Source organism: Hydrogenophaga sp. PML113, from assembly GCF_001777155.1.
Classification (GTDB): Bacteria; Pseudomonadota; Gammaproteobacteria; order Burkholderiales; family Burkholderiaceae_C; genus Hydrogenophaga; species Hydrogenophaga borbori.
In genome coordinates this window covers 132,764-153,532 of record NZ_MIYM01000008.1, presented here as the reverse complement: position 1 = coordinate 153,532, position 20,769 = coordinate 132,764, and the positions used below count along the sequence as shown (strand labels likewise).

At 68.2% G+C, this 20,769-nt stretch carries 21 protein-coding genes; 20 read left to right on the top strand and 1 reads right to left on the bottom strand.

The genetic code is table 11. The annotated features are described in order from the left end of the window. Window positions 1-8: 8 nt before the first annotated feature. Window positions 9-1,664 carry an FAD-dependent oxidoreductase gene (locus tag BHU06_RS16260; RefSeq protein ID WP_070400253.1) on the bottom strand — a complete coding sequence of 552 codons (1,656 nt, stop codon included), beginning with the start codon at window positions 1,662-1,664 and terminating at the stop codon, window positions 9-11. A gap of 72 nt (window positions 1,665-1,736) precedes the next feature. On the opposite strand from BHU06_RS16260, the gene BHU06_RS16255 reads away from it, so the two are divergent. The 20 genes from BHU06_RS16255 to BHU06_RS16160 are packed head-to-tail and all read left to right on the top strand — an operon-like array spanning window position 1,737 to window position 20,737. Next, window positions 1,737-2,657, top strand: a complete 921-nt coding sequence (locus BHU06_RS16255) for a LysR family transcriptional regulator (RefSeq protein WP_070400252.1) — start codon at window positions 1,737-1,739, stop codon at window positions 2,655-2,657. A gap of 54 nt (window positions 2,658-2,711) precedes the next feature. Beyond that, complete coding sequence (locus BHU06_RS16250) at window positions 2,712-3,758, top strand: nitronate monooxygenase family protein (RefSeq protein ID WP_070400251.1); 1,047 nt, start codon at window positions 2,712-2,714, stop codon at window positions 3,756-3,758. A gap of 10 nt (window positions 3,759-3,768) precedes the next feature. After that, window positions 3,769-5,148: a DNA repair protein RadA gene (radA, locus tag BHU06_RS16245; protein ID WP_070400250.1), complete on the top strand. Its 1,380-nt coding sequence runs from the start codon at window positions 3,769-3,771 to the stop codon at window positions 5,146-5,148. 46 nt (window positions 5,149-5,194) lie between these two features. Beyond that, window positions 5,195-5,623 (top strand): glycerate kinase, encoded by a 429-nt coding sequence (locus tag BHU06_RS16240; RefSeq protein WP_070400249.1) that lies wholly within the window; start codon window positions 5,195-5,197, stop codon window positions 5,621-5,623. 44 nt (window positions 5,624-5,667) lie between these two features. Then, on the top strand, window positions 5,668-6,606 hold the full coding sequence (locus tag BHU06_RS16235; RefSeq protein WP_070400248.1) for a branched-chain amino acid transaminase: 939 nt from the start codon (window positions 5,668-5,670) through the stop codon (window positions 6,604-6,606). A gap of 12 nt (window positions 6,607-6,618) precedes the next feature. Further along, complete coding sequence (locus BHU06_RS16230) at window positions 6,619-6,825, top strand: zinc-finger domain-containing protein (RefSeq protein WP_070400247.1); 207 nt, start codon at window positions 6,619-6,621, stop codon at window positions 6,823-6,825. 54 nt (window positions 6,826-6,879) lie between these two features. Beyond that, window positions 6,880-7,944, top strand: coding sequence for a dTDP-glucose 4,6-dehydratase (rfbB, locus tag BHU06_RS16225; RefSeq protein WP_070400246.1), 1,065 nt, complete (start codon window positions 6,880-6,882; stop codon window positions 7,942-7,944). Continuing rightward, window positions 7,941-8,843 carry a dTDP-4-dehydrorhamnose reductase gene (gene rfbD, locus BHU06_RS16220; protein WP_070400245.1) on the top strand — a complete coding sequence of 301 codons (903 nt, stop codon included), beginning with the start codon at window positions 7,941-7,943 and terminating at the stop codon, window positions 8,841-8,843. Before rfbB ends, rfbD begins: the two co-directional genes overlap by 4 nt. Beyond that, window positions 8,840-9,745, top strand: a complete 906-nt coding sequence (gene rfbA, locus BHU06_RS16215) for a glucose-1-phosphate thymidylyltransferase RfbA (protein WP_070400244.1) — start codon at window positions 8,840-8,842, stop codon at window positions 9,743-9,745. The genes rfbD and rfbA overlap by 4 nt, the downstream gene beginning before the upstream one ends. Then, window positions 9,742-10,314 carry a dTDP-4-dehydrorhamnose 3,5-epimerase gene (gene rfbC, locus BHU06_RS16210; protein ID WP_070400243.1) on the top strand — a complete coding sequence of 191 codons (573 nt, stop codon included), beginning with the start codon at window positions 9,742-9,744 and terminating at the stop codon, window positions 10,312-10,314. Before rfbA ends, rfbC begins: the two co-directional genes overlap by 4 nt. Further along, complete coding sequence (locus tag BHU06_RS16205; protein ID WP_070400242.1) at window positions 10,311-11,609, top strand: nucleotide sugar dehydrogenase; 1,299 nt, start codon at window positions 10,311-10,313, stop codon at window positions 11,607-11,609. The genes rfbC and BHU06_RS16205 overlap by 4 nt, the downstream gene beginning before the upstream one ends. 28 nt (window positions 11,610-11,637) lie before the next feature. Then, window positions 11,638-12,588, top strand: a complete 951-nt coding sequence (locus BHU06_RS16200) for a Gfo/Idh/MocA family protein (RefSeq protein ID WP_070400241.1) — start codon at window positions 11,638-11,640, stop codon at window positions 12,586-12,588. 5 nt (window positions 12,589-12,593) lie between these two features. Continuing rightward, window positions 12,594-13,172 (top strand): acyltransferase, encoded by a 579-nt coding sequence (locus BHU06_RS16195; RefSeq protein WP_204744976.1) that lies wholly within the window; start codon window positions 12,594-12,596, stop codon window positions 13,170-13,172. A gap of 2 nt (window positions 13,173-13,174) precedes the next feature. After that, complete coding sequence (locus BHU06_RS16190; protein WP_204744975.1) at window positions 13,175-14,287, top strand: DegT/DnrJ/EryC1/StrS aminotransferase family protein; 1,113 nt, start codon at window positions 13,175-13,177, stop codon at window positions 14,285-14,287. A 17-nt stretch (window positions 14,288-14,304) separates the two neighbouring features. Then, window positions 14,305-15,306: an NAD-dependent epimerase/dehydratase family protein gene (locus BHU06_RS16185; protein WP_070400238.1), complete on the top strand. Its 1,002-nt coding sequence runs from the start codon at window positions 14,305-14,307 to the stop codon at window positions 15,304-15,306. Window positions 15,307-15,322: 16 nt separating this feature from the next. Further along, window positions 15,323-16,510, top strand: coding sequence for a DegT/DnrJ/EryC1/StrS aminotransferase family protein (locus BHU06_RS16180; RefSeq protein ID WP_070400237.1), 1,188 nt, complete (start codon window positions 15,323-15,325; stop codon window positions 16,508-16,510). Beyond that, window positions 16,510-18,390, top strand: a complete 1,881-nt coding sequence (gene asnB / locus BHU06_RS16175) for an asparagine synthase (glutamine-hydrolyzing) (protein WP_070400236.1) — start codon at window positions 16,510-16,512, stop codon at window positions 18,388-18,390. Before BHU06_RS16180 ends, asnB begins: the two co-directional genes overlap by 1 nt. Beyond that, a complete protein-coding gene (locus BHU06_RS16170; protein WP_070400235.1) occupies window positions 18,387-19,454 on the top strand; it encodes a GNAT family N-acetyltransferase in 1,068 nt (355 codons plus the stop codon). The genes asnB and BHU06_RS16170 overlap by 4 nt, the downstream gene beginning before the upstream one ends. Continuing rightward, window positions 19,451-20,110, top strand: coding sequence for an acetyltransferase (locus BHU06_RS16165; protein WP_070400234.1), 660 nt, complete (start codon window positions 19,451-19,453; stop codon window positions 20,108-20,110). The genes BHU06_RS16170 and BHU06_RS16165 overlap by 4 nt, the downstream gene beginning before the upstream one ends. After that, a complete protein-coding gene (locus BHU06_RS16160) occupies window positions 20,111-20,737 on the top strand; it encodes a class I SAM-dependent methyltransferase (RefSeq protein WP_139147091.1) in 627 nt (208 codons plus the stop codon). Window positions 20,738-20,769 lie beyond the last annotated feature (32 nt).

The following is a 20,769-nucleotide window of genomic DNA, read 5'->3' as shown; positions in this document are numbered from 1 at the left end:
GAATGGTGTCAGGCGGGCACGGCGGCGCCGCGCAGGCGGTCGATCAGCGCGAGCGGATCGGCGGGCGGCGCGTCGCCGCGCCAGGCCACGTGCTGGTCGGGGCGCGAAAGCAGCAACGCGGTCGTGTAGAGCGCGCCGGCCTCGCGCGGGCTCAGGTCCAGCACGCGCAGCGGCACGCCGCGCGCGCGCGCCGCGTCCTCGAGCGGGCGCACGTCGACGCCGGGGTCGCGGCGCAGCAGGGTGTAGTCGGGGCCGAGCGCGTCGTAGAGCGAGCGGCCGTCGTCGAGCCAGACGTGCGGCGTGCGGCAGCCCGGCACGGTGGAGGGCGTGAAGCCGTCCATGGTGTAGCCGGGCGCGGCTTCGCCGTCGTAGGCGATCAGCGGAGAGTCGTCGTAGAAGTAGCCGAAGTTCAGGCCGCCGCAGCAGTACTGGCGCACGTTGAGTTCGTACAGCGCGGCACCGGCCCGGGCGCGCGCGGCCACACCGGCCTCGCCCGCGTCCTCGATGCCCGCGGGCACGCCCTCACGTTGGGCCTGCAGGGCCAGCGCGTGGTTCATGGCGAAGCGCGAAACCTGCTCGGTGATGGGCTGGCGCTCGCGCTCGTAGGCGCCGAGGATGGCCTCGCCGGCCCAGCCGTTCAGGTGCGCGGCCAGCAGCCACGACAGGTTCATCGCGTCCGCGATGCCGGCGTTCATGCCATAGCCCGCCATGGGGATCCACAGGTGCGCGGCGTCGCCGCAGATGAAGACGCGGCGGTCGCGGAAGCGGTCGGCCACGAGGCGGCGGCCGATCCAGTCTTCCTTGCTGATGATCTCGTACTGGAAGTCCGGACCCACGCCCAGGATCTCGCGGATCGCCCAGTCGCGGTCAACGGACTCGAAGTCGGCCTCGTCGGCCTTGAGGTAGTTGTGCAGCAGCCAGGTCTCGCGCCCGTCGATGGCGTAGACGTTGCCACAGCGGCGCGGGTTGAGCGAGAAGGTGGCCCAGGCCGGGCCGTGCTTGGCCAGGCCCAGCAGCGCGGGCGCGCGGAAGTAGGTGGACTGCACGCGGCCCACCTCGTCGGTGCCCGAGAGCTTGGCGCCGATGCTCTTGCGCACCAGGGAGCGGCCACCGTCGCAGCCGATCAGGTAGTCGGCCCGCAGCTCGATGGCCTCACCGCTGTCCAGGTTCACGCCGGTGGCGCGCACGCCGGCCTCGTCCTGCGCGACGGCGTCGATGCGCGTGCGGTTGAGGATGCGCAGGCCGCTCTGGCGCTCGGCGTGCGCGAACAGCACGGGCTCCAGGTAGATCTGGTTGATGCGGTGCGGCGGCTCGGGCGTCGGCCACCAGGTGTCGGGGCCGCCGGTGGCCGTGTAGCGGCTCTGGCGCGCGGGGATGGGGATGCGCGAAAGCTCATCGCCCGTGAAGCTGGTGCGATAGGACACGTCGTTGGGGTAGTCCGCCGGCAGACCGGCCTCGCGCAGCGCGCCGGCCACACCGAGGCGGCGAAAGATCTCCATCGAGCGCGCCGACACGTGGTTGCACTTCACATTGGGCGGCTCGCCGCGGTGGCGGGTCTCGGCCACCAACACGGCGATGCCGCGCTGGGCGAGGTCCATGGCGAGCGTCAGGCCCACCGGCCCGGCCCCCACGATCAGCACCTGCGCACGCAGGGTCTGGGTCATGCTGGTCTCCATTCAACAGACGAAAGCCGACAATTACAGGCCTTCGCGCGCCGCGTGAAAAATGAAACTTCAATGGCGATTCATAAAAAACCCGCACACCTCGGCAGCCTGCCCTCGGTGCGCCAGTTGCGCGCCTTCGTGGCGGTGTACGACAGCGGCCAGCTCTCGGCCGCGGCCGAGGCCCTGTCGCTGACGCAGCCGGCCGTGACCGTTCTGCTGCGCGAGCTGGAGGCGCGCCTGGGTGTGCGCCTGTTCGACCGCAGCACGCGCAGCCTGCGCCGCACCGAGGCCGCGGTCGAGGCCATCGGCTACGCGCGGCGCGCGCTGGCCGAGATGCAGGCCCTGAGCGGCGGCATGGCGGCGCTGGCGCGCGGCGAGCGCGGGCGCCTGCGCATCGCGGCCACGTCCACGGTGGCGCAGACCCTGCTGCCGGCGGCCGTGCGCCGCTACCTGGACCGCTACCCCGGCATCGAACTGCAGATCGACGATTGCGCGCCCGGCGAGTTCGCCGAGCGCGTGCTCGCGGGCCATGTGGACCTGGGCCTGGGCACGCTCGAAGGGCCCACGCCCGGCCTGTCGCAGCGCGTGGTGCTGCGCGATCACCTGGCCGCGATCGCGCCCGCCGGCCCGCGCTTTGCCGCGGACCGGCCACTCACCTGGAAGCAGCTGGCGGCCTGGCCGGTGATCGCGGTGCGCCCGGGCTACGGCGTGCGGCGGCGCATCGACGCGGCGGCGCGCGCGGCCGGGGTGGAATTGCGCATCGCGCACGAGGTCTCCCTGCTCACCACCGCGGTGGCCCTGGCCGCCGCAGGCCTGGGCGTGGCCGTGGTGCCGGGCAGCGTATTCGCGCCCGCGCTGCACCCCGAACTGGTGGCGCGGCGCCTGGTGCGCCCGCTGGTGGAGCGCGACACCGCCGTGGTGTTCAAGAGCGACCGCTCGCTCTCGCCCGCCGCGCAGGCGTTCGCCGAGCTGCTGGAGCGCGGCGGCGCCTGAGCCCCGGACCGCGCACGGGCCCTGGGGACATTGCCGCCTGCCTACACTCGCACCATGAACCGACTCACCGAGCTGCTGGGCACGCGCTGGCCCTTGATCCAGGCGCCGATGGCGGGCGCGCAGGGTGCGACCCTGGCGCTGGCGGCGGGCGAGGCCGGTGCCCTGGGCTCCCTGCCCTGCGCCATGCTGGCGCCCGAGGCCATGCGGCGCGAGCTGGACCTGCTGGCCGCCAGCGGGCGGCCCTACAACGTCAACTTCTTCTGCCACACGCCGCCCGAGCCCGACGCCGCGCGCGAGGCGGCCTGGCGCGCGGCGCTGGCGCCCTACTTCGCCGAGATCGGCCTGGACCCGGCGACGCTGGCGGCCGGCCCGGGCCGGCTGCCCTTCAGCGCGGCCGCCGCCGACGCGCTGGAACCCTTCCGGCCGCGCGTGCTGAGCTTCCACTTCGGGCTGCCCGCGCCCGAGCTGCTGGCGCGCGTGAAGTCCTGGGGTTCGGTGGTGCTGAGCTCGGCCACCACGGTGGACGAGGCGGTCTGGCTGGAAGCCCACGGCGCGGACGCGGTGATCGCCCAGGGCCTGGAAGCCGGCGGGCACCGAGGCCACTTCCTCAGCCACGATCTCACGCGCCAGACCGGCACCTTCGCGCTGCTGCCGCAGGTGAAGGCCGCCGTGCGCGTGCCGGTGATCGCGGCCGGCGGCATCGCCGACGCGGCCGGCGTGCGCGCGGCCATGGCCTTGGGCGCCGACGGCGTGCAGGTGGGCACGGCCTACCTGTGCAGCCCCGAGGCCACCACCAGCGCCCTGCACCGCGCCGTGCTGCAGAGCGAGGCCGCGCGCCACACCCAGCTCACCACCCTGTTCACCGGCCGGCCCGCGCGCGGCGTGCCCAACCGGGTGATGCGCGAGCTCGGCCCGCTGAACCCGGCCGCGCCCGCCTTCCCGCTGGCCACCGCGGCCATCGCCCCGCTGCGCGCGCACTGGGAGAAACAGGGCAAGAGCGATTTCACGCCGCTGTGGTCGGGCCAGAACGCCAGCGGCTGCCGCACCGCCGGCGCGGCCGAGATCACGCGCGCCTTGGTCGAGGGCTTCGGGCCGATATAGTCCCGGCCTCATGGCCAAGGACAAGACGATCTACACCTGCGGCGAGTGCGGCGGCACCAGCCCGCGCTGGCTGGGCAAATGCCCGCACTGCGGCGCCTGGAACACGCTGGTGGAAGGCGTGGCCGAGGGCGGCGGCGCGCCGCCGAAGAACCGCTTCGCGGCGCTGGCCAAGACCAGCGAGGTGATGCCGCTGTCGCGCATCGAGGCCCGGGACGTGCAGCGCACGCCCACCGGCCACGAGGAGCTGGACCGCGTGCTGGGCGGTGGCATCGTCGAGGGCGGCGTGGTGCTGATCGGCGGCGACCCCGGCATCGGCAAGTCCACCCTGCTGCTGCAGGCCCTGGACAGCCTGCAGCGCGCCGGCCTGCCCACGCTCTACGTGACCGGCGAGGAAAGCGGCGCCCAGGTGGCGCTGCGCGCGCGCCGGCTCGGCATCGAGGGTTCGCAGGTGCAGGTGCTGGCCGAGATCCAGCTGGAAAAAATCCTGGCCACGCTGGACGCCGAGAAGCCCGCCATCGCGGTGATCGACTCGATCCAGACCGTCTATTCCGACCAGCTCACCAGCGCCCCGGGCTCGGTGGCCCAGGTGCGCGAGTGCGCGGCCCACCTCACGCGCGCGGCCAAGGCCTCGGGCACGGCCATCGTGCTGGTGGGCCACGTGACCAAGGAAGGCGCGCTGGCCGGCCCGCGCGTGCTGGAGCACATGGTGGACACCGTGCTCTATTTCGAAGGCGATACGCACAGCAGCTTCCGGCTGATCCGCGCGATCAAGAACCGCTTCGGCGCGGTCAACGAGATCGGCGTGTTCGCCATGACCGAAAAAGGCCTCAAGGGCGTGAGCAACCCGAGCGCGATCTTTCTCTCGCAGCACGCCCAGCCGGTGCCGGGCAGCTGCGTGATGGTCACGCTGGAGGGCACGCGGCCGCTGCTGGTGGAGCTGCAGGCCCTGGTGGACAGCGGCGGCCCCAGCCCGCGCCGCCTGAGCGTGGGCCTGGAGCGCGACCGCCTGGCCATGCTGCTGGCCGTGCTGCACCGCCACGCGGGCGTGGCCTGCCTGGACCAGGACGTGTTCGTCAACGCCGTGGGGGGCGTGCGCATCAGCGAGCCCGCGGCCGACCTGGGCGTGATGCTGGCCATCACCAGCAGCCTGCGCGGCAAGCCGCTGCCCAAGGGCTTCCTGGCCTTCGGCGAGGTGGGCCTGGCCGGCGAGGTGCGGCCCGCGCCGCGCGGGCAGGAGCGCCTGAAGGAGGCGGCCAAGCTGGGCTTTTCCGTGGCGGTGGTCCCCAAGGCCAACCTGCCCAAGAAGAACGACAAGGCCTTCGACGGCCTCACCGTGCATGGGGTCGAGCGCATCGAAGAGGCGCTGGATCTGGTGCGCCGGCTGGAATGACGCGCGCGCGGCGGATCGCGCGCCCTGCAACGGACATTGGAACGACATGAACCTTCGACGCATCGCCATGGCCCTGATCGGCGCCGCCCTCCTGTTCTGGGGCCACTGGCAGTTCGGCTGGGCCGGCGTGGCGGCCGTCGGCGGCGGCCTGGTCCTGTGGCTGCTGCTGCATTTCACGCGCCTGATGGCGGTGATGCGCCGCGCCGCCCAGCGCCCGATCGGCCACGTGGACAGCGCCGTGATGCTGAACTCGCGCCTGCACGCGGGCATGCCCCTGATCGGCGTGATCGGCCTGGCCCGGGCCCTGGGTGAGCTGGCCTCCCCTGAAGGCGAGCAGCCCGAGGTCTACCGCTGGACGGACCCGGGCGGCGCCTCCGTGCAGGCCCGATTCGCCCACGGCAAGCTGCAGGACTGGGGCCTGAAGCGCCCCGAGACGGACGCCCCCGCCGGCCCAGCGCCCCGGGCGGCGCCGTAAAATCGCCGGTTGACCCGAATACCCCCCATACCCCAAGGAAACCCATGAGCGCACCCGTTCCCTCGATGTCCGACCGCGACGGCAAGATCTGGATGGATGGCCAGCTGGTGGACTGGCGCGACGCCAAGATCCACGTGCTCACCCATACCCTGCACTACGGCTGCGGGGCCTTCGAGGGCGTGCGGGCCTACGACACGGTCAACGGCACGGCCATCTTCCGCCTGCAGGAACACACTGAGCGCCTGTTCAACAGCGCCAAGATTCTGCGCATGAAGATCCCCTTCACCGTGGAGCAGGTGAACGAGGCGCAGAAGGACGTGATCCGCGCCAACGGCCTCAAGAGCGGCTACATCCGCCCGCTCACCTGGATCGGCGACAAGAAGCTGGGCGTGAGCCCCAAGGGCAACACCATCCACCTGAGCGTGGCCGCCTGGGCCTGGGGCGCCTACCTGGGCGACGAAGGCATGAAGCGCGGCATCCGCGTCAAAACCAGCAGCTACACCCGCCACCACGTCAACATCACCATGACGCAGGCCAAGGCGGTGAGCAACTACACCAACAGCATCCTGGCCAACACCGAGGCCACCGACGAAGGCTACGACGAGGCCCTGCTGCTCGACTCCTCCGGCTTCGTCAGCGAAGGCGCGGGCGAGAACATCTTCGTCGTCAAGGGCGGCGTGATCTACACGCCCGACCTCTCCGCTGGCGCGCTCAACGGCATCACGCGCAACACGGTGTTCCACATCGCCAAGGACCTGGGGCTGGAGATCGTCCAGAAGCGCATCACGCGCGACGAGGTCTACATCGCCGACGAGGCCTTCTTCACCGGCACCGCCGCCGAGGTCACGCCGATCCGCGAACTCGACCGCATCGAGCTGGGCAGCGGCTCGCGCGGCCCCATCACCGAGAAGATCCAGAGCGCCTTCTTCGACATCGTGAACGGCCGCAACCCCAAGTACGCCCACTGGCTGACCAAGGTCTGAGCGGAGCGCAGCATGAGCAAGGCGGTGATCGAACTCAAGGCCAAGGACCTCAACGCGCACGGTGGGGTGTTCTGCCCCAGCCCGCTGGCCGACATGAAGCTGTGGAACAGCCACCCCAAGGTCTACCTGGACGTGGCCACCACCGGCGAGGCCATGTGCCCTTACTGCGGCACGGTCTACAAGCTCGCCGCGGGCGAGCATGTGGCGCACGGCCACTGAACACGCGGCAGGGCGGGCGGTGATGACCCGGCACCGCACAGGGAGGCGATTCGAATGATCCTGGTCACCGGCGGCGCCGGTTTCATCGGCAGCAACTTCGTCCTGGACTGGCTCGCACGCAGCGACGAGCCGGTGCTCAACCTCGACAAGCTCACCTACGCCGGCAACCGGCACAACCTCGCCAGCCTCGATGGCGATGCGCGCCACGTGTTCGTGCGCGGCGACATCGGCGATGCGGCCTTGGTGACGCGCCTGCTGGACGAGCACCGGCCGCGCGCGGTCATCAACTTCGCGGCCGAAAGCCATGTGGACCGCTCCATCCACGGCGCCGAGGACTTCGTCCAGACCAACGTGGTGGGCACCTTCCGGCTGCTGGAGGCCGTGCGCGCGCACTGGCTCGCGCGGCCCGAGGCCGAACGCGGGGCCTTCCGCTTCCTGCACGTGAGCACCGACGAGGTCTACGGCAGCCTGGCGCCCGACGCGCCCGCCTTCACCGAGCGGCACCCCTACGAACCCAACAGCCCCTACAGCGCCAGCAAGGCCGCCAGCGACCACCTGGTGCGCGCCTGGCACCACACGCACGGCCTGCCGGTGCTCACCACCAACTGCAGCAACAACTACGGCCCGTTCCACTTCCCCGAGAAGCTGATCCCGCTGATGATCGTCAATGCCTTGGCAGGCAAGCCGCTGCCCGTGTACGGCGACGGCCTGCAGGTGCGCGACTGGCTCTACGTCGGCGACCACTGCAGCGCCATCCGCCGCGTGCTCGAGGCCGGCCGCGTGGGCGAGACCTACAACGTGGGCGGTTGGAACGAGCAGCCCAACATCGCCATCGTGAAGACCATCTGCGCCCTGCTCGACCAGCTGCGCCCACGGGCCGACGGGCAGTCCTACGCCACGCAGATCACCCACGTGAAAGACCGCCCCGGCCACGACCGGCGCTACGCCATCGACGCGCGCAAGATCGAATCCGAACTGAGCTGGCGCCCGGCCGAAACCTTCGACAGCGGCATCCGCAAGACCGTGCGCTGGTTCCTGGACCACCCCGAATGGGTGGCCGAGGTGCAGAGCGGCGCCTACCGCGACTGGGTGCAGGCGCAGTACCAGGGGGCCGCGTGAGGATCCTGCTGCTGGGCGCCAACGGCCAGGTGGGCTGGGAGCTGCGCCGCAGCCTCGCGCCGCTGGGCGAGGTGTTCGCTTTCGACCGCGACCCGAGCGATGCCGGCGCGGTGGACCTGGCCCGCCCCGACAGCCTGGGCGCCCTGGTCGAACGCGTGGCGCCCGACGCGATCGTGAACGCGGCCGCCCACACGGCGGTGGACAAGGCCGAGGCCGAGCCCGCGCTGGCGCACACCATCAACGCCGAGGCGCCCGCCGCCCTGGCGCGCGCCGCCGCCGCGCGCGGCGCCTGGCTGCTGCACTACTCCACCGACTACGTTTTCGACGGCAGCGGCGATGCGCCGCGCGACGAGGGCGCCGCCACTGGGCCGCTGAGCGTCTATGGCCGCACCAAGCTCGCGGGCGAAGAAGCCGTGCGCGCGAGCGGCGCGCGCCACCTGATCCTGCGCACCAGCTGGGTCTACGCGGCGCGCGGCGCCAACTTCCCGCGCACCATGCTGCGGCTCGCGCAGGAGCGCGAGCAACTGCGTGTGGTGGCCGACCAGGTGGGCGCGCCCACCGGCGCCGAACTGCTGGCCGACGTGAGCGCGCACGCCCTGCGCTCGCTGCTCGCGAAGCCTACCCTGGCGGGCACCTACCACGTGGCCGCGGCCGGCGAGACGAGCTGGCACGGGCTGGCGCGCTACGCCATCGAACAAGGCCGTGCGCTGCGGCCCGAGCTGCCGTGGAAGGTCCGCGACATCGAGGCCATCGCCACCGCTGACTACCCGACGCCCGCCCGACGCCCGCTCAACTCGCGCCTGGACACGCGCCGCCTGCGCGAGGCCTTCGGGCTGAGCCTGCCCGCCTGGGAGGCGGGCGTGCGGCGTATGCTCGTGGAGCACCTGGGGACGGCATGAACCACACGCGACGCAAGGGCATCATCCTCGCCGGCGGCTCGGGCACCCGCCTGCACCCGGCCACGTTGGCCATCAGCAAGCAACTGCTGCCGGTGTACGACAAGCCCATGGTCTATTACCCGCTGAGCACGCTCATGCTGGCCGGCATTCGCGAGGTGCTGATCATCAGCACGCCGCAGGACACGCCGCGCTTCCAGCAGCTGCTGGGCGACGGCAGCGCCTGGGGCATGCGCCTGCAGTACGCGGTGCAACCCAGCCCCGACGGCCTGGCCCAGGCCTTCATCATCGGCGCCGACTTCGTGGGCGATGGCCCGAGCGCGCTGGTGCTGGGCGACAACATCTACTACGGACACGACCTGGCGAACCTGCTGCGCGGCGCGGACGCCCAGGCCAGCGGCGCCACCGTGTTCGCGTACCACGTGACCGACCCCGAGCGCTACGGGGTGGTGGCCTTCGACGAACAGGGCAAGGCCCTGAGCATCGAAGAAAAGCCCGCCAAACCCAAGAGCAGCTATGCCGTCACCGGGCTGTACTTCTACGACGCCCAGGTGGTCGACATCGCACGCTCGGTGAAGCCCAGCGCGCGCGGCGAGCTGGAAATCACCGCCGTGAACCAGGCCTACCTGGAGCGCGGCCAACTCAACGTGCGCATCCTGCAGCGCGGCTACGCCTGGCTGGACACCGGCACGCACGACAGCCTGCTCGACGCGGGGCAGTTCATCGCCACGCTGGAGCACCGTCAGGGCTTGAAGATCGCCTGCCCGGAAGAAATCGCCTGGCGCCACGGGTGGATCGATGCGGCGCAGCTGCGGCGGCTGGCGGAGCCTTTGAGCAAGAGCGGCTATGGGCAGTACCTGATGCGGTTGCTGGAGGATCGCGTGTACGGAGGTTCGCCGGCATGAGCGCCTCACTCAAGGTCACCCCCACCGCCATCCCCGGCGTGCTCATTCTGGAGCCCCGGGTGTTCGGCGATTCGCGCGGCTTCTTTCTGGAGAGCTTCAACCAGGAGGCCTTCAACGAGGCCACGGGCCTGGACGTGCGCTTCGTTCAGGACAACCATTCGCGCTCGGCCCAGGGCGTGCTGCGCGGCCTGCACTACCAGGTGGCCCCGCATGCGCAAGGCAAGCTGGTGCGCGTGGTGCGCGGCAGCGTGTTCGATGTGGCGGTGGATACCCGGCGGGAATCACCGACCTATGGTCAGTGGGTGGGACTCGAGCTCAGCGAGGACAATCACCGCCAGCTGTGGATCCCCCCGGGACTCGCGCACGGCTTTCTCGTGACCAGCGAGAGCGCGGACTTCCTCTACAAGACCAGCGACTACTACACACCCGAGGCGGAGCGCAGCATCCGTTGGAATGACCCGACCCTGGGCATCGCGTGGCCACTGGATGGCCCGCCGATCCTGTCGGCCAAGGACGCCGCAGCCCCCGGCCTGGATCAGGCAGAACACCCTCTCGCCCCATCAGCATGAATCTGGACAACAAGCTCATCGCCGTCATCGGACTGGGATACGTCGGCCTGCCCCTCGCGGTGGAATTCGGTCGCTCGCGTCCGGTGCTCGGCTTCGACATCAACGAGCACCGCGTCGCCGAGTTGCGAGCCGGTCGCGACCACACACGCGAGTGCAGCGAGGAACAGCTGCGCGACGCCCACCAGCTGCGCTACAGCTGTGACCCTGCGGAACTGGAACAGGCCGGCGTGTTCATCGTCACCGTGCCCACGCCGGTGGACAAAGCCAACCGTCCCGACATGACGCCGCTGATCAAGGCCAGCGAAACCGTGGGCAAGGTCTTGCGGCCTGGTGCCCTGGTTATCTACGAATCCACGGTCTACCCGGGTTGCACCGAAGAGGTCTGCGTGCCCGTGCTCGAGCGCCTGTCGGGCCTGCGCTTCAACCAGGATTTCTATTGCGGCTACAGCCCGGAGCGCATCAACCCGGGCGACAAGGTCAACACCTTGACCAGGATCCGCAAGATCACCAGCGGCTCCACGCCTGCCGCCGCCGCCGCGGTCGATGCGCTCTACCGCTCCATCATCACGGCCGGCACCTTCCCCGCCACCAGCCTCAAGGTTGCCGAGGCGGCCAAGGTAATTGAGAACACCCAGCGCGACCTCAACATCGCCCTGGTCAACGAACTCTCCGTCATCTTCGAGCGCTTGGGCATCGACACGCTGGAGGTGCTCGAGGCTGCCGGCAGCAAGTGGAACTTCCTGCCTTTTCGACCGGGCATGGTCGGCGGCCACTGCATCGGTGTCGATCCCTACTACCTGACGCACAAGGCCGAAGAGGTGGGCTACAACCCGCAGGTCATCCTGGCCGGGCGTCGCATCAACGACAACATGGCGCGCTACGCCGCGCGCAACGTCATCAAGCGCATGCTTCGCAACGGCATCGACGTGCCGCGCAGCACCGTGGGCGTGATGGGTATCACTTTCAAGGAAAACTGTCCCGACATCCGCAACAGCAAGGTCGCCGACCTGGTGCGCGAACTGCAGGGCTGGAACGTCAAGGTGGTCGTCACCGACCCGTGGGCCGACGCGCGGGAGGTGCGCGACGAGTACGGCATCGAGCTCGGCGAACTGCGGGCGCAGGAACCCGTGGACAGCCTTATCGTGGCCGTGGGTCATCGCGAGTTCCGTGAGATGACCCCGACGCAGTTGGCCCACCTGTGTCGCCCGGACGCGCAGCCCGTGCTGGGCGACCTCAAGAGTCTGTACGACCGGCACGAAGCGGCGCGAGCCGGCTTCAGTGTCTTCCGACTGTGAGCCCCGCGCCAACCACAGCCCCCACTCCATGAAAAACTTTGCCCTCATCGGTGCCGCCGGCTACATCGCCCCGCGGCACATGCGCGCCATCAAGGACCTTGGTCACCGCCTGTCTGTCGCGTACGACATCAACGATTCGGTCGGCATCATCGACAGCATTTCGCCCCAGAGCGAGTTCTTCACCGACTTCGAGCGCTTCCTGGAGCACGCCTACCGCCTGCGGCGCGACCCGGCCACCGCCCTGCACTATGTAAGCGTCTGTTCGCCCAATCACCTGCACCACGCCCACATCGCGGCTGGACTGCGGCTGGGTTGTGACGTGATCTGCGAGAAGCCCTTGGTGCCGACGCCGGCCCTGATCGACGAGCTGGCCGAGGTTGAGCGCGAGACCGGCCGTCGTGTCTACAACATCCTGCAGTTGCGCCACCACGACGCCATCCTGAAGCTGCGCGAAAAAGTGGCGGCTGCGCCCCGCGACAACAAGTTCGACGTCGAGCTGACCTACATCACCTCGCGCGGCAAGTGGTACATGGAAAGTTGGAAAGGCGACCCGCGCAAATCCTTCGGCGTGGCCACCAACATTGGTGTGCATTTCTACGACATGCTGCAGTTCGTCTTCGGTCCTGCGCTGCGCAACGAGGTGCATCTCAACGCCGAGGCCAAGGCCGCGGGCTACCTGGAGTACGAGCGCGCTCGGGTGCGCTGGTTCCTGTCCATCGACGCCGATGACCTCCCGGCCGAGGTGAAAGGCAAGAAGACCACCTTCCGCAACATCGACATCAGCGGTGAGCAGCTCGAGTTTTCCGAGGGCTTCACCGACCTGCACACCACCAGCTACCGCGAGGTGCTGGCGGGCCGGGGCTACGGCCTGGCCGACGCCCGTCCCTGCATCGAAGTGGTGGACACCATCCGCAACAGCCCCCCCACGGCGGCGCGCGCCGGTGAAGGCCACCCCTTCCTGAAAAGGCGGTCCGCTTGAACGGCGTGAGCGTCCACCCGAGCGCGGTCGTCGACGAAGGCGCGACGATAGGCGACGGCTCGCGTGTGTGGCACTTCGTGCACGTGTGCGCGGGCGCGCGCATCGGCCGCGGCGTCTCGCTCGGCCAGAACGTCTTCGTGGGCAACCGGGTCGAGATCGGCGACCGCTGCAAGATCCAGAACAACGTGAGCGTGTACGACAACGTCACCCTGGAAGAAGGGGTGTTCTGCGGACCCAGCATGGTGTTCACCAACGTGCACAACCCGCGCGCGCTGGTCGAGCGCAAGCACGAGTACCGTCCCACCCTTGTGCGCCGCGGCGCCACGCTCGGCGCCAACTGCACCGTGGTGTGCGGAACCACGATCGGCGAGTTCGCCTTCGTGGGTGCGGGCGCGGTCGTCACGCGCGACGTTCCCGCCTACGCCCTCATGGTAGGCGTGCCGGCCCGCCAGGTGGGCTGGATGAGCGAGCACGGCGAACCGATTCCGCTGCCCCTGCAGGGCAGCGGCCACCACACCTGCCCGCACACGGGCACGCAATACCGCCTCAGCGGGCGGCAACTCAGCCGGGAACCCTCGCCATGAGCATTCCTTTCATTGACCTCAAGACCCAGTACCGCGCGCTGCAGCCGCAGATCCAGGCGCGCATCAACGCCGTGCTGGAACACGGCCAGTACATCATGGGGCCGGAGGTTCGCGAGCTGGAGGAAAAACTGGCCGAGCGCACGGGCGCGCGGCACTGCATCACCGTCTCCAGCGGCACCGAGGCCTTGCTGATGGGCCTGATGGCCCTGGGCATCGGGCGCGGCGACGAGGTGATCACCACGCCTTTCACTTTCGCCGCCACGGCAGAGATGATCGTCCTGGCGGGCGCCACCCCCGTGTTCGTGGACATCGAGCCGGATACCTGCAACCTCGACGCCACCCAGATCGAGGCCCGCATCACCAGCCGCACCAAAGCCATCATGCCCGTGAGCCTGTATGGACAGACCTCGGACATGGACGCCATCAATGCCGTGGCGGCCCGCCACGGCAACATCGCGGTGATCGAGGACGCCGCGCAAAGCTTTGGCGCCACCTACCGTGGCCGCCCCAGCGGCAACCTCTCCACTCTGGGCTGCACCAGTTTTTTCCCCAGCAAACCCCTCGGCTGCTACGGCGATGGCGGGGCGATCTTCACCAACGACGACGGCCTGGCCCAGGCCCTGCGCGAGATCCGCGTGCACGGCCAATCGCGCCGCTACGTGCACACGCGCATCGGCGTGGGCGGGCGCATGGACACGCTGCAGTGCGCCATCGTGCTGGCCAAGCTCGAGCGATTCGACTGGGAGATCGAACGGCGCCTCGCCCTTGGCGAGCGCTGGGGCCAGGTGCTGCGCGCCAGCGGCCTGCCCATCGGTCTGCTCGGCCGCCCCGCCGACCGAAGCTGCGTCTGGGCGCAGTACACCGTGTTCGTGGAGCAGCGCGCTGCGCTTCAAAAAGAACTGGAACAGCGTGGCGTGCCCACGGCGGTGCACTACCCGATGCCATTGAACCGCCAGCCGGCCTATGCCGGCCTGTGCCCGCCCCACCCCACACCGGCCAGCGACTTCGCGGCGGATCGCGTCATGAGCCTGCCCATGTCCGCCGATCTGAGCGAAGCCGTGCAGGACCGCGTGATCGAAGCCCTTCAGGACGCCTGCGCGTCCACCCAACCCTGAACTTCAAGAAACCCATCATGGACATCCAAGGCAAGAAACTCGTGGTGGTCGGCGGTGCCGGCCTGATCGGCTCCCACACGGTCGACCACCTACTGCGCGAAGACGTCAAGGAAATCGTGATCTACGACAACTTCGTGCGTGGTCGCGCCGAGAACCTGGCAGAGGCACTCAAGGACCCGCGCGTGCGCATCTACGAGGCCGGTGGCGACATCATGCAAACGGACATCCTGCAGTCGGCGTTCGACGGCGCCGACGGCGTGTTCCACTTGGCCGCGCTGTGGCTGCTGCAGTGCCACGAGTACCCGCGCACCGCCTTCGACGTGAACGTGCGCGGCACCTTCAATGTGATGGAAGCCTGCGTGGCCAAGGGCATCAAGCGCCTGGTGTGGTCCTCGTCGGCATCGGTCTACGGCGACGCCATCGAAGAGCCCATGACCGAAGACCATCCGTTCAACAACCAGAACTTCTACGGCGCCACCAAAATCGCGGGCGAGGCCATGATGCGCTCGTTCCACCACCGCTACGGCCTGAACTTCGTGGGCCTGCGCTACATGAACGTCTATGGTCCGCGCCAGGATTACCACGGCGCCTACATCGCCGTGATCATGAAGATGCTGGACGCCATCGACAAAGGCGAAAGCCCCACCATCATGGGCGACGGCTCCGAGGCCTTCGATTTCGTGGCGGTCGAGGACTGTGGTCTGGCCAACCTTTGCGCGATGAAGGCCGAGGCGGTCGACAGCTTCTACAACGTTGGCACGGGGCAGCGCACCTCGCTCAAAGAGCTCGCCGAGATGCTGATCGAGCTCACCGGCTGCAAGCAGCCCATCCGCTATGCGCCCCGCAGTCAGGCCACGCTGGTGCGCAACCGCATCGGCTCGCCCGTGAAGGCCACGCGCGAAATCGGCTTCACTGCGCGCATCGAGCTGCGCGAAGGCCTGCGCAAACTCATCGAATGGCGCGCCGCCCACAAGGCAGAAGTCGCCGCCCGGCGCGCCGCCGTCGGACTGCCCGCCTGACCCACAAGAGGACCCCATGAACACCACCACCGCCGCCATGCAGGTGCCCATCGCGCGCACCCAACTCACCGAGGAAGAAATCCAGAGCGTGCTCGGGCCGCTGCGCAGCGGCTGGCTCGTGCAGGGTCCCAAGGTGCGGGAATTCGAGGAGAAATGGAGCGCCTTTACTGGCGCCAAGCACTCCATCGCCGTGACCTCCTGCACCACAGGCTTGCACCTGGCGCTGGCGGCCCTGGGCTTCGGCCCGGGTGACGAGGCCATTGTCCCGGCGTTCACCTGGATCGCCACGGCCAACGTGGTCGAGCACCTGGGCGGCAAAGTGGTGTTCTGCGACATCGACCTGGAGACCTTCAACCTGGACCTGGCCGACCTCGAGGCCAAGATCACGCCACGCACCCGGGCCATCCTGCCAGTGCACCTGTTCGGGCTGCCGGCCGACATGGACGGGGTGAACCGCCTGGCGCGCGCGCACCAGCTGTGGGTGGTGGAAGACGCGGCCTGCGGCTTCGGCAGCCGCATCGGCGAGCGCCACGTCGGCACTTTCGGCCACGCCGCAGCCTTCAGCTTCCACCCTCGCAAGGCCATCACCACCGGTGAAGGCGGCATGGTCACCACCGACAACGACGAGCTGGCCGTGACACTGCGCCGTCTGCGCGACCATGGTGCGGCCATGAGCGACCTGCAGCGCCACCTGGGCCCACGCCCCTACCTGCTGGCCGATCACCCGGACGCCGGCTACAACCAGCGCATGACCGATATCCAGGCCGCTCTTGGCTCGGCCCAGATGGACCGCGCCGCGGCCATCGTGGCCGAGCGCCAACGGCTGGCGCGGGTCTACGACGAGGCCTTTGCGGGCCTGCCCTGGCTGCGCACGCCGGCCCATGTGCAGAACATGACGCACGGCTACCAAAGCTACCCCTGCCTGTTTCAGCCGGAGCCGGTCACGCGCGAGTCCATCCCCCGGGTCAACGCACGCCGCAACGACTGGATGGACCGGTTGCTCAAGGCGGGCATCTCCACCCGCCCGGCCACCCATGCGGTGCACATGCTGCAGTTCTACCGCGAGAAGTACCAGCTCTCGCCGGCGGACTTTCCCCAGGCCTGGGCCGCCAACGACTGCAGCATCTCCTTGCCCCTGTTCCACGGCATGAGCGAAGCCGAGCAGGCTTACGTGATCGACCAGGTCCGGAGCTCGAATCCCTGATGTGTGGCATTGCGGGTCTCATCGAACTTTCCGGTGACGCGGTGTCTCCGGTCATCCTGCAACGGATGACGGATGCCATTGCCCATCGCGGACCTGATGGTGAAGGCCATTGGATAGAAGGACCGGTAGGCTTCGGGCATCGGCGCCTGGCCATCATCGACCTGTCGCCTGGCGGGCACCAGCCGATGATCAGCGCCGACCACCGCTACGTCATCACCTACAACGGCGAGATCTACAACTTCCGCGAGCTGCGCGCCGAGCTTCAGGCGGCGGGCTACTGGTTTCGCTCGCAGTCCGACACCGAGGTACTGCTGCACGCCCTGGCCCATTGGGGGCCCGAGGGCCTGGTCCGGCTCAACGGCATGTTCGCGCTCGCCCTGTGGGACCGCAAGGAACGCCGGCTGCTGCTGGCGCGCGATCGCTACGGCATCAAGCCGCTGTATGTGGCGCAGCAGAATGGACGGCTGTTGTTTGCCTCGGAGCAGAAGGCGATCCTGGCCCATCCCGCCTTCCAGCGCCAACTGGACAAGCCAGCGCTGTTGGAATACCTGACCTTCCAGAACATCTTCACCGACCGCACCCTGCTGCAGGACGTACAGCTGCTGCCCGCGGGCCACTATGCCACGCTGGACCTGCGCCAGCCGAACGCGCCGCTGGAGCGCACGCGCTACTGGGACTACCGCTTTCGCGAACCCGACCGTCCGGGCCGGCGCGAGGAATACCTGGAAGAACTCGATCGCCTGTTCCGCCAGGCCGTCAACCGCCAGCTCGTGAGCGACGTCGAACTGGGCGCCTACCTGTCGGGCGGCATGGACAGCGGCTCGATCACCGCGGTCGCCGCCCAGTCCTTCGCCAACCTCAAGACCTTCACCTGCGGCTTCGACCTCAGTTCGGCCTCGGGCATCGAGCTGGCCTTCGACGAGCGCGTCAAGGCCGAGGCCATGTCGGCGCGCTTCAAGACCGAGCACTACGAGATGGTGCTCAAGGCTGGCGACATGGAGCGGTGCCTGCCACGGCTGGCCTGGCACCTGGAAGAGCCCCGCGTGGGGCAGAGCTACCCCAACTTCTATGCCGCCCAACTGGCCAGCAAATTCGTGAAGGTGGTGCTGTCTGGTGGCGGTGGCGACGAGCTCTTCGGCGGCTATCCATGGCGCTACTACCGCGCGGTGGTCAACCAGGACTTCGAGCACTACATCGACCAGTACTACGTGTTCTGGCACCGGCTCATTCCCAATACGGTCCTCTCCAAGGTGTTCGCGCCGATCTGGAGCGACGTGAAGCACGTCTGGACGCGCGACATCTTCCGCGACGTCTTCCTCACACACGACAACGAACTCGACCGGCCTGAGGACTACATCAACCACTCGCTGTACTTCGAGGCCAAGACCTTCCTGCACGGTCTTTTCGTTGTGGAAGACAAGTTGAGCATGGCGCATGGGCTCGAGGCGCGCGTGCCCTTCATGGACAACGACCTGGTCGACTTCGCCATGCAATGCCCGGTCAACCTCAAGCTCAACAACCTGGCAGAGGTGGTGCGCATCAATGAGAACGAGCCGGGCGGCAAGGCGGTCAAGTACTTCGAGAAGACCCGCGACGGCAAGCAGATCCTGCGCGACGTGATGGCGCGCCACATCCCCCCCAGCGTCACACAAGCCGAGAAGCAGGGGTTTTCTTCTCCCGATGCCAGCTGGTTCAAAGGCGAAAGCATCGACTTCGTGCGCCGCAAGCTGCTGGGAGGGCACTCCCGCCTGTACGACCTGCTCGATCGCGAGACGGTGGCGAGTCTCGTGAACGAGCACCTCGAAGGACGCCAGAATCGGCGCCTGCTGATCTGGTCGCTGCTCAACGTCGAGCAGTGGCTCGCCACGACCCTGCCATGAGCGCCCTTCACACCCAGCTGATCGAAGGCCCGGGCAACGACGCCATCGAGTCCTTCGTCTACCGCGATCCGCGCACGCTGATCTACGCCAGCCCAGGCTACATCGGCCTGGTAGCGGCAGAAACACAATCCATCCCCTACTGGCTGACCGCGCAGGATGCCTCGGGCCTGCGCGCGGCTTTGCCTTTGCTGGTCAAGCACGGCGCCTTGGGCCCTGTGGTCAACTCGCTTGCCTTTTACGGCAGCAACGGCGGTGCCATCGTCCCCGATGGCGATCAGCAGGCCTGGCTGGCCGTGGTGCGCGCCTTCGACGCCTTCGGCGAGAACATGGGCGCCGTGGCTTCCACCTTGATCACCAACCCACTGGTCGCCGACCATGCGCTCTATGAGGCCCATCTGCCGCACGACCTGCGAGACGAACGCATCGGGCAGTTCACGGTCTTCCCCGAGGACCGGCAGCCGGCAAGCCTGATGGCCATGTTCGACGACCCGCGCCCGCGCAACATCCGCAAGGCCCAGCGCAGCGGTTTGACGGTCTCGAAGTCCCAGTCGGACGAAGCCATTGCGTTCCTGCACGCCACCCATGACCAGAACATCCGCTCGATCGGCGGACTGCCCAAGCGACTCGGCTTCTTCCAGCAGATTCCCCAGTGGCTGCCACGCGACGCGTGGACCATTTACCTGGCCGAACTCGATGGCGAGCGCGTGGCCGCGTTGCTGCTGCTCTACGGCAATCAGACGGTGGAGTACTTCACGCCCTGCGTGGTTGAGCAACACCGGTCCTCCCAAGCCCTGCCCCTTCTGATCCACGACGCCATGGTGGACGCCATGGCGGCAGGCTATCGCCAGTGGAACTGGGGCGGCACCTGGTTGACGCAGGACGGCGTGTATGCCTTCAAGAAGAAGTGGGGCACCCAGGACATCCGCTACCACTACTTCACCCGGCTGCGCTCGGCCGGGCTACGAAACGCCACGCGCGAGACCTTGTTGCGCGAGTACCCCGGCTTCTACGTTTTGCCGTTTTCCGCCCTCGCGTCTGCCGGGGCGAACCAGGAGACAACATGAAAGACATGGTCGTCGTGGGCACCGCGCTGTTCGCCGAGGTGGTGCGCGACTATTTCCACGAGTACACCGACTACCGCGTGCGCGCTTTCGCCTGCCACGCGCAATACAAGAACCAAGACACGTTCGGCGGACTGCCCATCGTGACGGTCGAGGAGCTCGATCGTCACCACCCACCGGGTGCGGTCGACGTCTTCGTGGCCATCGGCTACCGCAAGATGAACAAACTCAGGCAGGCGACCTATGAGGAACTGAAGGCCCGGGGTTATTCCTTCGCCTCCTTCATCGCCCCCAACGTCAAAACCTGGAGCAGCAACCGCTTCGGCGAGAACGTGTTCATCTTCGAGAACAACGTCATTCAGCCCCACGTGCAGATCGGCAACAACACCATTCTCTGGAGCGGCAACCACATCGGTCACCACTCGAGCATCGGCAACCATTGCTTTATCTCGTCACATGTGGTGGTGTCCGGCTCCTGCAAGATCGGTGACAACAGTTTTCTCGGCGTCAACTCGACGCTGCATGACAGCCTGAGCATCGGCGCCGAAAACCTCATCGGCGCGGGCGCCGTTATTGCTCGCGATACCCGCGAACGCGAGGTGTTCGTGCCCAGTGCCACCAAGGCCTTCCCCAAGACGAGCGACCAACTGGAGTTCTGAGTGGACCTGTCCAAGCCTCTGTCTCGCATCAGCGAGCTCTACAGCTACAACCTCGAGCGCAATGGCCCCGTCTCCACGGCCGTGGGCTGGAACACGCCCGAGTCGCAGCGCCTGCGGTTTGAAAAGCTGACTTCGGTCGTCGACGCCGGCGCCCAGCCTTTCAGCGTGAACGACTATGGCTGTGGCTATGGCGCGCACCTCGACCATTTGTTGGAGCGGGGAATGAAGGTCAGCGCTTATCACGGCTACGACCTCAGCGAAAAGATGCTCGACACCGCTCGCGCCCGCCTCGGTGGATTCCAAGGCGAACTGGACCTGCGCCAGAGCACCACCCTCGAGACCGAGGCCGACTACACATTTGTCTCGGGCACCTTCAACGTGCGCTTCGAAGCCAGCGAAGACGAGTGGAAGCGGTTCGTCCTGGGCAAGCTCGACGAAATGCACCGCCATTCGCGCAAGGGCTTCGCCTTCAATCTGCTGTCGACCTACGTGGACTGGCAAGAGCCCCACCTGTTCTACGGCGACCCCTTGTTCTGGTTCGACCACTGCAAGCGCAACTACTCGCGCCAGGTGGCGCTGCTGCACGACTATCCGCTGTATGAGTGGACAATCCTTGTCCGCAAGTAAGCACGCTCCCCCTTTGCTCCACGGACCCCGGT